The 15,737-nt window shown below is 69.3% G+C and carries 9 protein-coding genes and 1 tRNA gene; 4 read left to right on the forward strand and 6 right to left on the reverse strand.

The features are described from left to right. Positions 1-189: 189 nt before the first annotated feature. Positions 190-278 (reverse strand) — tRNA-Ser (locus tag AC2W7K_RS14750). Positions 279-1,077: 799 nt separating this feature from the next. On the opposite strand from AC2W7K_RS14750, the gene AC2W7K_RS14755 reads away from it, so the two are divergent. Both AC2W7K_RS14755 and AC2W7K_RS14760 read left to right on the forward strand, forming a co-directional pair. Continuing rightward, complete coding sequence (locus AC2W7K_RS14755; protein ID WP_486006336.1) at positions 1,078-2,991, forward strand: LCP family glycopolymer transferase; 1,914 nt, start codon at positions 1,078-1,080, stop codon at positions 2,989-2,991. After that, positions 2,988-5,324, forward strand: coding sequence for an FAD/NAD(P)-binding protein (locus AC2W7K_RS14760; protein ID WP_131247852.1), 2,337 nt, complete (start codon positions 2,988-2,990; stop codon positions 5,322-5,324). The genes AC2W7K_RS14755 and AC2W7K_RS14760 overlap by 4 nt, the downstream gene beginning before the upstream one ends. 186 nt (positions 5,325-5,510) lie before the next feature. On the opposite strand, the gene AC2W7K_RS14765 is transcribed toward AC2W7K_RS14760, so the two are convergent. Then, on the reverse strand, positions 5,511-7,997 hold the full coding sequence (locus AC2W7K_RS14765; protein ID WP_040342535.1) for a YhgE/Pip family protein: 2,487 nt from the start codon (positions 7,995-7,997) through the stop codon (positions 5,511-5,513). Beyond that, a complete protein-coding gene (locus AC2W7K_RS14770; protein WP_486006337.1) occupies positions 7,994-10,951 on the reverse strand; it encodes an MMPL family transporter in 2,958 nt (985 codons plus the stop codon). Before AC2W7K_RS14770 ends, AC2W7K_RS14765 begins: the two co-directional genes overlap by 4 nt. A gap of 181 nt (positions 10,952-11,132) precedes the next feature. Between AC2W7K_RS14770 and AC2W7K_RS14775 the strand changes: the two genes are divergently transcribed. Together AC2W7K_RS14775 and AC2W7K_RS14780 are read left to right on the forward strand one after the other, a co-directional pair. Continuing rightward, on the forward strand, positions 11,133-11,792 hold the full coding sequence (locus AC2W7K_RS14775) for a TetR/AcrR family transcriptional regulator (protein ID WP_198499742.1): 660 nt from the start codon (positions 11,133-11,135) through the stop codon (positions 11,790-11,792). Between the two features lie 24 nt (positions 11,793-11,816). Next, positions 11,817-12,788 carry a hypothetical protein gene (locus AC2W7K_RS14780; RefSeq protein WP_198499743.1) on the forward strand — a complete coding sequence of 324 codons (972 nt, stop codon included), beginning with the start codon at positions 11,817-11,819 and terminating at the stop codon, positions 12,786-12,788. A gap of 153 nt (positions 12,789-12,941) precedes the next feature. Here the strand turns inward: AC2W7K_RS14780 and AC2W7K_RS14785 are convergent, their stop codons facing one another. The 3 genes from AC2W7K_RS14785 to AC2W7K_RS14795 form a co-directional block, all read right to left on the reverse strand. Next, complete coding sequence (locus AC2W7K_RS14785; protein ID WP_486006338.1) at positions 12,942-13,091, reverse strand: hypothetical protein; 150 nt, start codon at positions 13,089-13,091, stop codon at positions 12,942-12,944. Next, positions 13,088-14,098 carry a C45 family autoproteolytic acyltransferase/hydrolase gene (locus AC2W7K_RS14790; RefSeq protein ID WP_486006339.1) on the reverse strand — a complete coding sequence of 337 codons (1,011 nt, stop codon included), beginning with the start codon at positions 14,096-14,098 and terminating at the stop codon, positions 13,088-13,090. Before AC2W7K_RS14790 ends, AC2W7K_RS14785 begins: the two co-directional genes overlap by 4 nt. A gap of 254 nt (positions 14,099-14,352) precedes the next feature. After that, positions 14,353-15,438 (reverse strand): MBL fold metallo-hydrolase, encoded by a 1,086-nt coding sequence (locus AC2W7K_RS14795; protein ID WP_198499744.1) that lies wholly within the window; start codon positions 15,436-15,438, stop codon positions 14,353-14,355. Between the last annotated feature and the right edge of the window lie 299 nt (positions 15,439-15,737).

Genomic DNA, 15,737 nt, shown 5'->3' on the forward strand with positions numbered 1-15,737 from the left:
GTAGGTCCCGCCGTCTATGACACGGGGTTCTCGTGGGAAGACGGGATCGGTATCCAGTCAGGATGGGGCGGACGACGTCGGTGACACACCCGGCACGGACACACTTTTTGGCCTATAACCCGCAGCCGGGCACGCAGAAGCCCCTGCGATCCGCTCAGACAAACGGATCGCAGGGGCTTCTCACAAACGCGGAGCCGGTGGGATTTGAACCCACGGTCCCCAGTTCAAGGGACTTCACCTTAGCAGGGTGATGCTTTCGGCCGCTCAGCCACGACTCCAGATTCTCGCCTCGGGGCGACACGCTCGACGCATGCCCCGAAACCACAGTTGACACTGCGAAGACCAGCCTATGCGAAAGGAACCTCCCAGAGCAAAGTTCACTGCGGCAGAGTGGGCTTGATCATAGTCGCTGGTACGAGGATCGTCGCATTTGCTGATGTTAGGGCGGTTTCGCAGGCGCATATCCGCGCGAATTCCAGCATTCGTCAATGTAGGGGCGTAAAATCGACCTGATGTGACCCGTGGTTCGCGCTCCGATACGCCCCCAACGACGGACATTGCGGGAGACATCTGCGCCGAAGACGAGGCGTCAACGGCCCGACACGCGGCGCACGAGATGAGCAACGAGGAGTTAAGAACTTGCCAGAGTTTCCCCCTGACAAGAGAGGACCTCAGGGGAGCGACCCCGATTCTCCATCTGCAGGCCGCCGCCTCCGCGCGTCATCCCGCCCCCGCTTCCGCGGCGAGGCCGCCGCCAGCTCGACCGAGAACCACACCGATGCACCGCCGCAGTCCCCGCGCGGCGCCGACTCGACCCGCCGGGCCTCCGAACCGGCCCCACCGTCTGCCGCCCACCAGCCTCCGCGTCCGTCCGGCTCCGATTCCCGCGGGGACTACTCCCTCAACAGCTCTCGCCGAGGCGGCTCCACCTCCGATTCGTCCGACGAGCAGTCGCCCCGGTCCAAAGCCCCGACCCCGCGTCCCGTCGCACCCCGCACCCGCCGTGAGGCAGGATGCTCCGCGCGGCTGCCGCCGGCGGGGCGAGCGCTGCCGGCGTCGCCGCAGCCGCCGGCAACGTTGACCGCGGGGCGCTCCTCCGCACCTGAGTCCCGAACCGCCTCGGCGCGGGCCGACGATTCCCGCGCAGATCAGGATCAGCGCTCCTCCCGGGACTCCGACTCCGGCCGTCGCCGCTCGCAGCGCGCAGCCGCGGCGGCGGCTCCGACAGCCGCAGCGGCAGCACCGGCAACCGCCGTCAGCGCCGGCTCCCCCGCCCCGGGCAACAGCTCCGGCTCCGGCTACAGCTCCGGCAACAACGGCAACGGTGACGGTGACAAGCCCGCCTCCGGCGGTCCCGAGCGCGCCCGCCGTCATTCCTCCCGCCTCGGCGAGGCCTTCCCCAGCCTTGTCGGATGGACGTCGCTGAGCACCCTGCTTCCGGGCATCGGACTCCTGCGCACGCGGTTCCGTCCGCTCGGCCTCATCGTCTTCGGCGGGTTCGTCCTCACGATCCTCTTCGTCATCGGCTACCTCCTCATCAAGGGACCCGTCCACGCGATCGGCACGATCATCGCGAGCCCCTCCCTGGTCAACTTCATCGCGTTCGCCGCCGTCGCCGTCGGTCTCATCTGGATCATCGTCGTCGTCCTCTCCTACCTCGGACTCCGGCGCGGGCATCGCTACCTGCCCTGGCAGAACCGCCTCTCCGGTGTGCTCATCGTCTCCCTCGTCCTCATCATCGGGATCCCCTTCGGCATCGGCTCCGTCTACGCCCGCGTCCAGAGCGACACGATCGCGAGCCTCTTCGGCGAGAGCACTGGAAAGACGGTCGACGCCAAGGAGCTGTGGAAGGACAAGCCCTACATCAACGTCTTCCTCATCGGCCGCGACAACGGCGACGACCGTCAGGGCACCCGCCCGGATACTATGCTCGTCGCCTCGATCGACACGAAGACCGGCAACGCCGCCCTCATCTCCGTGCCGCGCAACCTCGCGTTCCCGATCTTCCCCGAAGGCAGCCCCGAGGCCGAGGTCTGGCCCAACGGGTTCCGTCCCACCGGGGACTCCTCGGAGGACCTCATCAACGCCGTGTGGCAGTGGGGCGAGCAGAATCCCGACGCCGTTGGCGAAACGAACGGCCTCGAACCGGGGATGACGGCGACGATGGCCGCGGTCGAAGGATCACTCGGCCTCAATCTCGACTACTGGGCTTCGGTCGACATGGCCGGGTTCGAGGACGTCGTCGACGCCATCGGCGGAGTGAACATCGACGTCGAACGCCCCATCCCGATGGGCGGCGGCAAGTCGATGTCCGGAGTGCCGAACCGGGTCTTCGGCTGGATCGACCCCGGTCAGCAGAACCTCAAGGGCAAGAAGGCCCTGTGGTACGTCCGCTCCCGTGAGGGCAGCGACAACTACGACCGCATGTGCCGTCAGCAGCGGATGCTCAAGACGACGCTCGAGCAGATCGACCCGCAGGAGCTCGCCGCGGCCTACCCGAAGCTCGCCGGGTCGGCGACGAAGAACATCGCGACCTCGATCCCCCAGAACGAGATCCCGGCCTTCATCGAACTCGCCGTGGCCATGCAGAAGGGCGACGTGACGACGGTCCAGATCAACAACGACGTCACCCCCACCTACAACCCCGACTTCGATGTCCTCCACAAGTGGATCCAGGGCGAGATCAAGGGTGCCTCCGACGGCGCCGAATCGCCGCGCCCGACGAACGACCCGTCGAAGACTGACGGAGCCACCGACTCCGGTGACTCTTCAGAGTCCTCGGAGTCCTCGGAGGACCAGGGCCAGCAGGACCACAGCCAGGACGTCGAGACCGGCACCGATGCCCCGAGCGGCGACGGTGCGGGAACCTCGACCGATGACTCGGGTGTGCCCGGCGAACCCAACGCCGAGGGCAAGTGCTACCCCAAGGACTACCAGCCCGGTGACCCCTGGCCCGGCTACCCCGGCCCGGGCGCCGGAGACCAGGAGTGAGCGCCGACCACTCCGTCGCGATCATCGGGGTCGGCCCACGCGGGCTGAGCGTCCTCGAGCGACTCGTCGCCCTCGGTGCCCGCCGCTGGGATCCCGCGCGCGGACCGATCGTCATCCACCTCGTCGACCCGTACCCACCGGGTGCGGGCATCGTCTGGCGCACCGACCAGCCGACGAGCCTGCTCATGAACACGACGATCGGCGAACAGACGATCTTCCCCGACGGCAGCTGCTCCTTCCTCGCCGAGGCGATCGATGCCGGTGACGCGGCCCGCCCCGACGACCGCACCCCCGGGTCCACCGACAGCTCCTCCGTGGCGTCCGCCTCCTCCACCGGGGCGGCGGTCCCCTCCCCCGATGCGGCCGGCCGCTCTCCGTTCGGTCCGTCGATGGCCGAGTGGTACCGCGCATCCGGCGGCACCGAGCCCGTCGATTCGACGTTCCCCAGCCGCACCCTCTACGGGGAGTACCTCAGCGACGCCTACGCCCGGATCCGCGACTCCGCCCCCGATTTCATCCAGATCGTCGAACACCGCACCCGCGCCGAGTCGGTCATCGACCTTCCCGCCGTCGACCTTCCCGGTGACCCCGCCGAGGCGGTTCCCCCTCAGCTCATCCGGTGCGAGGACGGAACGACGATCATCGCCGCAGCCGTCGTCCTCGCCGTCGGCCACATCCCCAGCACTCCGACCGAGGAGCGTGCCCGTCTCGCCGCCTTCGCCCAGCGCTCAGGCGGGATCTACATCCCCCAGAGCCTCCCGGCCGAAGCCCCGCTCGACGAGATCCCCGCCCACGCGCGCGTCCTCGTCCGGGGCATGGGGCTCAACTACTTCGACGTCCAGACGCTGCTGACGATCGAGCGCGGCGGCAGCTTCGTCGACGCCGGCACGTCAGATGGCGCCGGCACGTCGGACGCCGGCGCATCCGCCGCGGAGTCCGCCGCGGAGTCCGACGCATGGTCCGATAACTCCGCGACCTCGACCGCCTCCGGGACCGTCCGCTACCTCCCGAGCGGGAAGGAACCCGCCCTCTTCCTCGGCTCCCGGCGCGGCATCCCCTACCGGAGCAAGCCGATCAGCCACGAGCATCCGCGCTCGGCTTGGCCGCTGCGGTACTTCACGAAGGAGAATGTCGCCCTCCTCGCCGGCATCGACGATCTCGAGGGCGAACGCCGGGCCGGGGCCCGCTTCAACGACCAGCTGTGGCCGCTCATCCTCGCCGACCTCCGCTTCGCCTACTACCGCACGCTCGCGCGCACGGATCCCGACGCGTTCGCCGACGATCCCGGGCGCCTGCGCGAAGCCATCGCCGAGGCGGTCTCCCGCCACCTGACCCGCCGCACCTGGCAGGAGACCCACCCGGAGGCCGAGTCGGCGAGCGACTCCTCCCGCCAGGGCCGTGTCACGCGTGAGGCCTTCGCCTGGGCGGAGATCGAAGAGGAGCTCGTCCCCGATCCGGCTCACCGGATGTCGCTCCACGATCTCCTCGACCCGCTCGACGGGCTCGAGTTCTCAAGCCGCGAACCCGGCGAACCGGACTCCCTCCACGACTGGATGCTCGACTTCCTCCGCACCGACCTGCGCGACTCGCTCGCCGGCCCCAAGGACAGCCCGGTCAAAGCGCTGTTCATGGTCCTCTGGCAGTCGAGGCTCCTTCTCAAGGAGCTCATCGCCGCTGGCCACATCGATCCGGTGAGCGTCGACATGGAGATCCGCGGCTGGTTCGAGGGCTTCGTGTCCGGAATCTGCGACGGTCCCCCGCCGAGGCGGATCGCCGAACTCATCGCCCTCGCCGAGGCGGACGTCGTCCGCTTCATCGGCCCCGATATGCACATCGGCGAGAACCCCGAGTACTCGGTGGAGACGGACCCGCAGAGTTCGACCGCACAGGATCCCGCAGCATCGGTGGAATCCGCAGCATCGGTGGACTCCGGTGCTGACGACGATCCTCTCCCGCAGATCTTCGCGGTAACCTCGGCGAGGATGGGAGGAACGATCACGGGAAGCGTCGTCATCGATGCCGCCTCCCCGACGAACTCCCTCGCTCTCGCCGCCGATGTCCTCATCCACGGGATGGTCGACCGCGGTCAGCTCACCCCGGCCCGCCTGACCTTGGACGACGGTCGCGAGAAGCGGCTGAGCGGTCTCGCGGTCACGGAGCGCCCCTACCGCACGATCGACGAGGAGGGTTCGGCCCATCCGCGTCGCTTCGCACTGTCGATCCAGCTCTCCTCGGTCCAGTGGGGTCTTGCGATCGCGGCCAACCCCGACTCCGATGCGACGACTCTCGCGGACTCGCACGCTGCCGCCGAGGCGATCCTCGACCTCATCTGAGGCCCGGGCCGACGAACCCGGTCGCTGCTGGAACAAGCTGATCGCTCCGGCACTCTCGATCCACGCGCAGCCGGGAATCCGCGTCGCGGGCGACGCGGAATCCGTGCCAACTGTGGATCGAGCGGACGGGTGGTTGCAACGAGCGGACGGAAGGCTGGATCGAGCGGGCGGGTGGCAGGCTCCGGCCTACGCCATGGCGAGGGCGGCCTCCGGCTTCGTCGTGCGCGCCCGCACGATCGCGAGCAGCGAGGCCACGAGGCCGATGACCGCCCACGCGAGCAGCCCACCGTACGCCGCGGCCAGTCCCGGGGTGCCCGCGGCGATCGCTGCGAACCCGTTCATCGCCGGGGTCAGCGGCAGCAGCGGGGCGATGAACGTGAAGAACTCGGGCACCGCGCCGATCGTGCGACCGGCGACGGCGAGGACGACCGCGATCACCGAGAGGAATCTGCCCACTCCCCCAAGCCACGCGACGAGCGCGAAGTTGAGGATCATGAACACGATCGCGGAGACGAACGTGAGGACCGCGATGTCGAAGCCCTGGATCGCGTCGATGTCCATGACGGTGACCGCGAGGATCGCGAGCACGAGCGCCTGGACGAGCCCGACGGCGACGCCCGGCACCAGCCCGCGCAGCCACACGAGGACCGAGGACTGCGTCGACAGCAGCGTCGAGGACGGGATGGGCTTGAGCACGGTGTAGGTGACGAGTCCGCCGACCCAGAGGGCGAGCATGATGAGCAGGGCGATCGTCGACCCGGTGAGCAGGTTCGTCACCGAATCCGTGTCCGGTGCCTCGATGTTCGCCGCGGCGACCGTCGACAGCGTGTCCCGTTCCGGGGCCGTGTACGAGGGCACCTCGTCGGCACCGTCCTGGACGCCGTCGGAGAACTCCCCGACGCCGTCGGAGTACTTCTCCGATCCGTCGGCGAGCTGGTCGAGTCCGCCCGCAAGGTCCTGCGATCCCGTCGCCGCCTGGGACACACCCGTCGTGTACTTCCCGACACCGCCGGCGAACTGGTCGGCGCCCTCGGCGAGCTTCCCGGCACCGTCATCGAGCTTCCCGGCACCGTCAGCGGCCTCGGCGATGCCGTCGGTGAGCTTGGGCATCCCGTCGGCGAGCTGCTGGGTGCCGTCACTGAGGTCGGAGGCTCCTTCGGCGAGCTTGGCATTGCCGTCGGCGACCCCGGACGCCCCCTCGCGCAGCCCCTTCGAGGCCTCGAGGAGCTTCGGCGCGTTGTCGGTGATGTCCTTCATCCCCTTCGCGAGGTCACCGAGGCCCTTCTCGAGCCCCTTCGCGAACTCGCTCATCCCCGAGCTGAGTTCGGCGCTGCCGTCCTTGAGGGACGCCGCCCCGCCGAGGAGGGACTGCTTGTCGTCGGTCGAGCCGAGGCCGTCGACGGCTGAGTCCAGCCCACCCGAGGTGCCGTTGAGCAGCCCCTGTGCGTAGGCTTTCTCCATCCCGGCGCAGACCTCGTCGGGGGTGCCCGCCGGGCACAGCTGTGCCCGGATCTGGTCGGCCTCGCCGCTCGAGATCATTCCCGCGCTGACAAGACCGTCGAGGCCCGGGTTCGACTGCGCCAGCTGGTCGGCATCGTCGGCGCCCTTCTGCAGCCCGTCTCGGTACGACCCCAGTCCGTCGGAGAGCCCGCTGGCCCCTTCCGCGACGCCCTGGGCGCCCTTGTCGAGGTCCTTCGCCCCGTCGATGAGGTCGTCGAGGCCGCCCTCACCGGAGCCCGAGCCGCCGGCCCCCGACCCGGAGAGTCCCCTGATGATCTTGTCGATCGAGGTCGTGTACTCGTCGACGCCGTCGGAGAGGTCCCCGGCCCCCTTCGAGAGGTCGTCGGCTCCGGTCGAGAGCTCGTCGGCGCCGTCGGCGAGCTTCTGCGCGTTCTCCGGCAGGTCCTTCGTCTGCGTCTTCATGGTGTCGAGGCCGGTTGCGAGCCCCGAGGTGCCTTCGGCAAGATCGCCCGCGCCCTTCGCGAGGTCCCCGGCAGCCTTGTTCAGCTCACCGCCCGACTCGTCGAGCTGGCCCATTCCGTCGGCAAGCTCTCCGGCGCCGTCGGCGGACTGCCGGGTGCCCGAGGAGAGCTGCTGGGCTCCGTCGTCGAGTTCGCCCGCGGCATCGCCGAGCTTGCGCATCTGCGTGCCGATGTCGTTGAAGCCGAGGTAGATGTTGTCGAGGTAGTTCTCGGTCATCGACGTGTTGAACGTCGTCCGGGCCACCTCGGCGACCGAACGGGAGATGAGCTGGTCGCTGGCCGGGACGACCCCGGAAACGTCGACGTCGAGCTGGGTCTGCGTCGCGGACTTCGCATCCGAGACCGAGGTGACCGCCCGGGAGAACCCCTCGGGGATCGTCAGCCGCGCCGCGTACGTGCCGTCGGCGAGACCCTTCTCCGCGTCCGCCTCGTCGGTGATGACCCAGTGGATGTTGTTCTCCGTCTCGCCGACGAGTCCGCTGGTCAGTTCACGGCCGATGGGCACGGTCTTCCCGTCGACCTCCGCGCCGTCGTCGTTGTTGACGATGGCCGCGTCGATCGTCTCGAGGCGGTCGCTGCTCTTCCACGTGGCGAGGATGAATCCGGCGGCCACGATGATGGGGATGAGCACGAGGCCTGCGAAGGACACCCAGGTCACAGGCCTCTTCGAGTTCGCTCGCTCAAGTCTCATGACTGTACGCCTTCCCTGTTGAAGTCATCGGCGCGCACGCCGGGTCCATCGCCTCTCTCGCCGAGGCGGTCCTCGCCTGCCGTGGGGCTCCCGCCGAGGCGGTCGTCCGGATCGTCGACCGCGGTCGCTTCGCCGTCGGCCGTCGCACCGACAGCGGTCGCATCGCCGTCGGCCGCCGCACCGACGGCGGCGGCCTCGAGATCGAGGTGGAGGTAGTCCGCGTTCGGTGCGAGGATGCCGCGCACGTCCGCGTCCGGCAGGGCGAGGACGAGAGCCGTGCCGTCGGCGGTGAGCTCGGGCAGGGCGTCGGCGAGGTACCGTCCCTGACTGCGCGCGAGCGCCTCGGCGCCGTCGATGACGAGGAGATCCGGTGGATCCGTCCGCAGTCGGGCGATCTCCCCGGCTCCCGGTGCCGGTGTTCCCACCCTGCCGAGGTCGAAGAACGGCACCGTGCGCCTGACCTTGCCCGCGTGTTCGGGGAGGACAAGGGATCCGATCTTCAGTTCGCCTGCGCTCAGGGGCACACGCCCGGTGAGCGCGAGGAGCAGCGCGGTCCGGTCGGTGCCGCTGACGACGAGCGTCTGCCCGGGCAGGAGTGCGAGGTCGACGTGGGAGAAGCCCCTGCCGCCGGCGCTCACCCCGAGACCGCGCCCGTAGATCCGGTAGGGCGAGTTCGGTTCGGGCCAGTCGCGCAGCGCCACCTCGTGGGCGAGCCCCTCCCCTTCGACGTCGAGGCGGGGAAGGATCCGGTCGAGCCACGTCGGCAGCCACCACGCCTTGTCGCCGAGGAGCTGCATGATCGCGGGCACGAGCGACATCCGCACGAGGAAAGCGTCGACGAAGATGCCTGCGGCGAGCGCCAGCGCGATCGATTTGATGATCGGCTCACCGGCGGGGACGAAGGCGGCGAAGACGGAGAACATGATGACGGCGGCGGCGGAGACGACGCGGGCCGAGGACATGAAGCCCGCCCGGATCGCCGCGGTCGCACTCGCCCCGTGGACGTAGGCCTCGCGCATCCCGGAGACGAGGAAGACCTCGTAGTCCATCGCGAGGCCGAAGAGGATGCCCATGAGGATGATCGGCAGGAAGCTGATGACCGGCCCGGTCTGGTCGATCCCGAGGGGGCCGGCGAGGAACCCCTCGTGGAAGACGAGGACGACCGAACCGAAGGAGGCGAAGACCGAGAGGAAGAACCCGCCTGTGGCCTTGAGCGGTACGGCGATCGAGCGGAAGACGATCGTGAGGAGGATGATCGAGAGGCCGACGACGAAGATGCCGAAGGGCACGAGCGCCTTGCCGAGCTGATCGGAGACGTCGATCTGGATGGCCGTGGCCCCGGTGACGGCGGTCTCGAAGCCGTAGTCGTCCTCGATCTGGGTGCTCAGGTCCCGGAGTCGGTTGACGGTGTCGAGGGTCGCCGGGTCGTCCGAGGCGGTCGTCGGGATGATCTGGAAGAGCGCGGAGGTCGCATCCCGGTTCGGTGTGGCGAGCACGACCTCGTCGACGCCGGGGACCGCGGCGATGCGCTCCTCGATGTCCTCGACGTCGCCGAGCGGGTCGTCGGAGGTGACGATCTGGCTCGTCATCACCAGCGGTCCGTTGAAGCCGGGGCCGAAGTGCTCCTCGATGAGGTCGTACGTCGTCCGCGCCGGGCTGCCCTCCTCCTGGCTGCCGGCGGTGGGCAGGGAGAGCTGGAGCTGGGAGGCGGGGATCGCGAAGAGGCTGAGGCCTCCGACGATGAGGACGATCGTCACGATCGGCGCCTTCGTCACCAGGGACAGCCAGCCGGCGAAGAACCGGTCGGTGCGGGTGGCCGGATAGGGCTCGCCCGCCTCGGCGAGGACGGCGGGATCGGTGCGGGGATCGGGTCCCCCGGAGGCGGCGGCCGCCTCGGCGCGGGCCATGGCCTTCCGGTACCGGCGGGAGGGCTTCGGGGTGATCTTCCCCTTCGCGATGCCGAGCAGTGCGGGGACCATCGTCAGGGAGATCATCACGGCAATCGCCACGGCGCCCGAGGCGCCGATGCCCATGACGGTGAGGAACGGGATGCCGGCCAGGGAGAGGCCGAGGAGGGCGATCATCACGGTGAGCCCGGCGAAGACGACGGCGGATCCGGCGGTCGCGGTCGCCCGTCCCGCAGCCTCCTGGGGTTCGAGGCCTTCGGCGAGGAGCGAGCGGGCGCGGGAGACGATGAAGAGCGCGTAGTCGATGCCGACGGCGAGGCCGAGCATGAGGGCGAGCATGATCGACGAGGAGTTCACCGGTCCGAACGCCGTCGAGCCGACGACGAGGAGGACGGAGATGCCGACGCCGATGAGCGCGGTGATGAGCGGCATGCCCGCGGCCCGGAACGAGCCGAGGGTGAGGAGGAGGACGATGAAGGCGATGACGACGCCGACGCCTTCGACCCAGGACACGTGCACCCCGGTGATCTGGAAGAGCTCACCGCCGGCCTCGACCTGGGCGCCGGGCAGGTCCGCGCGGATGGGGTCGAGGGCGGCCGTCAGGGCGTTCGAGGCGGTCTCCCCGCCGACCTCCTGGAGGGTCCCGTCGTATTGGACGGAGATCATCGCCGCCTGCGCGTCGTCGCTGATCGCGCCCTCGACCATATCGTCGAACGGTGAGGTCACGGCGTCGACGTTGGGCAGCTCGCCGAGGTCGTCGACGGCCTGCTCGATCCCGTCCCGGTAGTCGGGGTCGGTGACGGACTGTCCGTCGGGGGCGACGACGATGACCGACGCCGAGGTGCCGGCCGCCTCGGGGAAGGTCGCCTTCATCGCGTCGAGGGCGACCTGCGCCTCCGAGCCCGGGAGCGTGAAGTCGTCATCGAAGTCCTCGGCGAAGGCGGCGACGCCGGCGGCGACGAGGCCGAGGATGACCAGCCAGAGAGCGATGAAGCGCACCGGCTGGCGGAAGGCCCGGCGCCCGAGGGCGTAGAGAAATGTCGACACGAAGACCTCGATACAAAAGTGTATTGGATACAGTCATGTATTCTTGTGGACAACGCCTCTCGAGCGCAAATCAGTATGAGAGAATCGTGTGATTTCCCATGGGATGCCCAGTTTCGGCCGGGCCGTCCCGGCCGGGAGGCGGACCAGCCGGGTGACGAGAGACGGGCGAGACTGACACGCGATGAACACCGAGAACCTCAGCGACCGCAGGCGACGGACCCGGTCCACCCTCGTCGAGGCCGGCGTCTCCGTGTTCGCGGTCAAGGGCATCGAAGGAGCGTCGATCGAGGAGATCTGCGAAGCCGGCGGCCTGACCCGCGGCGCGTTCTACTCGAACTTCTCCAGCCGCGACGACCTCGTCCTCGCGACCCTCGAGATCCGTGCCGCCGAGACCCTCGACCGCCTCGATGCGACGATCCAGCGGTGGAAGGAGCAGCTCGACGACACCGACGCCGCGGAGATCAGGCCGCTGCTCACGCAGTTCGTCGAGGAGATCTTCACCGAGAAGCTCCACACCGTCGCCGATGCGATCGCCGAACAGGAGGTCGAGCTCTACTGCCTGCGGGTCCCGGAGCTCTACGCGCGCTATCAGGAGATCGACGCCGGTCGCCGGGAGAGGCTCGCCCGGCTCGTGCGCACGGCGATCGAGAACGTCGGCGCGGTGCCGACGATCCCGCTCGACAGCCTGCTGACGATCCTCATCTCCCTCTTCACCCACCTCTCGCTGCAGTCCGCCGCCGGACGCGAACTGCGCGACCCCGTCGACATCGACCCGGGCCTCATCGTCGAGGTTCTCCTCCGGTTCCTCGATTTCACCGACTGCGCGACCCCTGAGGCCTGAGCTCCAGCGGCTAAGGTGGAGGGCGTGACTGAACTTCAGCGTGAATACACGGCCTTCATCAACAACATGGACGTCCGCCTCGGCGCGTTCGTGCTCGCGGACCTCCCTCAGTCCGTCGAACAGGAGGACGGCACCCAGGCGCCCTTCCGCAAGGACATGAGCCCGGAGTCCCTGCCTCTCATCGAGCACTTCGTGCTCTCCCGGTTCGCGAACCCCGACGAGGTCGTCTCCCCCGACAACCACCGCTTCGTCGAAGGGCTCATCCGCTACCTCGGCGAGACGTATCTGCGCGCCATCGGCGGGGCGTGGGACCACGATGAGACGACGGGCAACGGGATGCCGTTCATCCGCCCCGACAATGCCGACGGGCCGACCAAGGGCGAGCCGATCCCCCTCGTCGCCGTCGTCCTCACCGCCGTCGACCAGCGCACCGGCGGGATCTTCACTGCCGTGCTCGACCGTGCCCGCCAGGAGCTCGGCGGCGACGGCAGCCCGCGGCGGACCTCGACGGGTCTGTCGATCGGGATGCTCACGTCCGAGAACTCCTCCGAGGAGGAGGTCGAGTTCCTCTCCCGCTTCCTCGGCACCGTCGAGCCGGGCATCGCCTCGTGGACGAAGGAACAGGCCGACCCGCAGTCGTGGGCCCTCGACCGCGACAGTCTCATCCGGCTCGGCAAGCAGCTGAACGTCCGATACGACTCCCGCGACGAGATGATGGCCGACGACGAGATCGCCTTCGTCGGCGGGGCGATGCGCTTCATCGGCGAGACGATCCGGCGCATCGGGCTCGGGCAGTGGCGCTACGGGGCCGAGCTCGAAGCCGACGACCCCCGCAGCCAGCAGCCGTTCATCCGCTTCGTCATCGGCGACCAGAACCTCGACATCGTCCCGTGGAAGCTCGCCCAGGCCGCCCTGGACGACCCCGAGGCGATCGCGAAGGGCCTCGACACGATCATCGAGATGCGCACCGAGGAGGCGGAGAAGTCCGCCGAATGAGGTGACGGCCCGCGCTCGTCAGGCCCCGGGGCGGGTTTGCGCGTGTTGAACGCGGATTTGCGCCAGTTGAACCTGAGATGGCCACGACCGGTACTGGCCATCTCAGATTCAGCTGGCGCAAACTCGTCAGGCCCCGGAGCGGCCGGCGCCGGGTCAGAGCTGGAAGCGGCGGTTGCCGTGGAGGCCGTCGGCCGGTGACCCGGGTGCGAGCTCGATCGTCTTCGCACCCGGGTCGATCTGCACCGTGACGAGGGTCGCCGGCCGATCCCCGTAGGCGGCCCCGGGCTCCGGTGTGCAGCTCACCGGCGGATCCCCCGGCCCCGAGGTGAGGAGGGCGACGAGGTCGGCCGTCGTCTCCGGCGGGTTCCCCGCGGCGATTGCGGCAGCGGTGCGGGCGGCGAGGAAGTCGTAGCGCGGCCGTGAGCTCGAGTCCGCGCGCAGCTCCATCGCTCCGGTCTGCAGGTCGGGGTGGAGGAAGTGGTTCGTGTGGAGGAGGACGTCGGCCTCGGCGAGCGCCGCCTCGGTGTCGGCAGGCCTCGCGTCGCCGGTCCCGCGGGGTCCCCGGGGCGGAGTTCGCGCTTGGCCTCCCCGGCGATCTCGACCTGGACGGCCGCCTCGGCGGTGACGACGGTGATGACCGACGACGATGAGGTCGGGGCGGAGCGGATGATCTCCACCGCCTCGGTGAGGGTGTGCGCGGTCGAGAGCACCCGGTCGAGGACGGCGTGGACGGGCACTCCCCCGGCCCGGTCGTCCGCGTGCTTGAGGATGTTGAGGTGGACGCCGACGCCGGCTTCATTGAGGCCGATCTTGCCGAGCATCCCGTACTCGGCGATGCCGACGTGGCGCAGCTGGCCGGGCACGGCCCCGACGTCGCCGATGTGCCACAGCGTCGAGAAGTCGGCGAGCCAGTCCCAGGTCTGCGCCGAGACCGTCGCCCCCGGCACGACCCGGGTCACCGTCGAGCACTCGGTGGGGGCCGCCTTGGCGAGCGTCATGATCTCCGTGCGGGCGATGACCTCCATGATCTCGGTGACGGTGCGCCCGGAGCCCTCGGCGACCGCGGAGATCTCAGCGGCGGCCTCCGGTGCCCACGCCTGCAGGCGCGCATAGCTGTCGTCGGCGGCATGGCGGGCGTCGACCTCGGTGATGCCGAGGTGGGCGAAGTACCGCTGGTAGCCGGCGATCGCCGCGCCGATCCCGGTGCGCAGTTCGCGGCCGCGCTGCAGCCCGCGCTGGATGTGGTCTCCGGCGCGGGAGACGAAGACCTCCGGACGCACCGCGGCGGCGGGCACGAAGTCCGCCGTCATCCGCGCATCGGGCTCGACTGCATGCCCGGGGCATCGTGGGACTCGGTCGCCGACTGCGCGGCATCGGCGGGTCGCTGTGTCGTCACGGGAGGCTCCTCCGTTCGGGTTGCCGGTCATCTTCGCGCATCGCGGGAGCAGGTGACCCACGTGCCCACATCGCGGTCTGTTCGCGCTCACGCCGAGGCGGTGGGCAGTGAGGCGCTGCGGTGCCGGTCCGCACGGTCACCGGGAAAACGGTGCCGGCGGGTCCTTCCTCACCGATTCCCGACGAGGGAGCCCGTGCCGACGTCGAGGTCGAGGTAGTGCATGTGCGCGGCGGTCTCGGCGAGCGCGGCGAAGAGGTTGAAGTGGTGGAGCTGGTCGAATCCGCGGGCCCAGTGCAGGCCCTGGGCGATCGAGTAGACGGAATGGTCGTCGGTCTCGCTCATCCGTGCGTCGATCTCGGCGAGGCGCTCGCGGTGGTGCTCGACGAGCTCCCGCTGGCGCTCGTGGAGGCCGCGGAACCGGAAGCCGTGCGCGGGCAGGACGGCGATGTCGGCAGCGAGCGTGCCCATCTTCTCGAGCGATCCGAGATAGTCGCCGAGGCTGTGCGTGATCGAGCCGCTGTCGAGGCCGATGTTCGGCGTGATCGTCGGCAGGACGTGGTCGCCGGAGAAGAGGAGTTCGCCTTCGCGGACGAAGGCCGTGTGCCCGTAGGTGTGGCCGGGGGTCCACAGGGCGTCGAGGCGTCCGGTCTCGAGCGGCAGGGTCGCTCCGTCCTCGAGGATGCGCAGCGTGTCCGGCAGCTGCGCGAGTTGGAGGGCGAAGGGATCGCGCTCGCGTCCGGGTCCGTCCTCGCGCTTCGCCGGCCTGCTGACCTGGAGGGATTCGACCTCGTGCCAGCGCTCCTCGGGCACCCCGTAGGCGCGGGCGATGTTGAGGTTCGGATCGGTGCCCGTGCCGAGGTCGACGGCCCGTGAGGCGAAGCGCTTGACCGCGCGCAGGTCCTCGCCGTGGAGTGCCACCCACATCGCCGGGTTCTCCTTGATGAGCGCGGGGACGAGTCCGATGTGGTCGCGGTGGTAGTGGGTGATCGCGACGCCGTGGATGTCGCGCACGGCGAAGCCGAGGTCGGCCAGCGCCGAGGTGAGCGCGAGGTACTGGTCCCACCCGTCCCAGCCCGGGTCGATGAGGACGACGCCGTCGCCGTCGGCGAGCGCGTAGCAGAACGTGTAGACGAGCGGGTTGTTCGGAATCGGCACCGGGATCGCCCACACTCCGTCGGCGGTCTGCTCGACCGGTGGGAGGACCCTGTCCTGCCACGCGCGGGACTGTTGGGGGCTGAGCGTTTCGATCGGCATCGGTGCGGGTCTCTCCTCGTCGAGCAACGGTGATGGCGGTGAGTTCCTCCGCCCAACCTACTCCCAAACCCGGAAAACTGAAAGATCGTTCGACAATTGATTGCACCACTGACCTTGTGATCACTCAAGCCGCATCAGACGCAACGGATTTCGCACACCTCAAGCGCCGCCTCGGCGAGGTGGTCTTCTCTATCCGTGGTCACGATTTCGCTTTTCGTTGAAGTGCATTACCATCGGCATGGCGCAGGTCACATCTGCGCCCGCGTGGGGACGCTGCTCAGCGCCGCTCACGGCAAGAC

This window comes from Brevibacterium sp. LAARM2_SD2 (assembly GCF_057364785.1).

What these genes read in the sequence shown, in the direction of transcription:
- AC2W7K_RS14765 (WP_040342535.1), bottom strand. Translation starts at nt 7,997, where the DNA reads ATGAGACTTGAGCGAGCGAACTCGAAGAGGCCTGTGACCTGGGTGTCC.
- AC2W7K_RS14775 (WP_198499742.1), top strand. Translation starts at nt 11,133, where the DNA reads ATGAACACCGAGAACCTCAGCGACCGCAGGCGACGGACCCGGTCCACC.
- AC2W7K_RS14790 (WP_486006339.1), bottom strand. Translation starts at nt 14,098, where the DNA reads ATGACGGCGGACTTCGTGCCCGCCGCCGCGGTGCGTCCGGAGGTCTTC.
- AC2W7K_RS14795 (WP_198499744.1), bottom strand. Translation starts at nt 15,438, where the DNA reads ATGCCGATCGAAACGCTCAGCCCCCAACAGTCCCGCGCGTGGCAGGAC.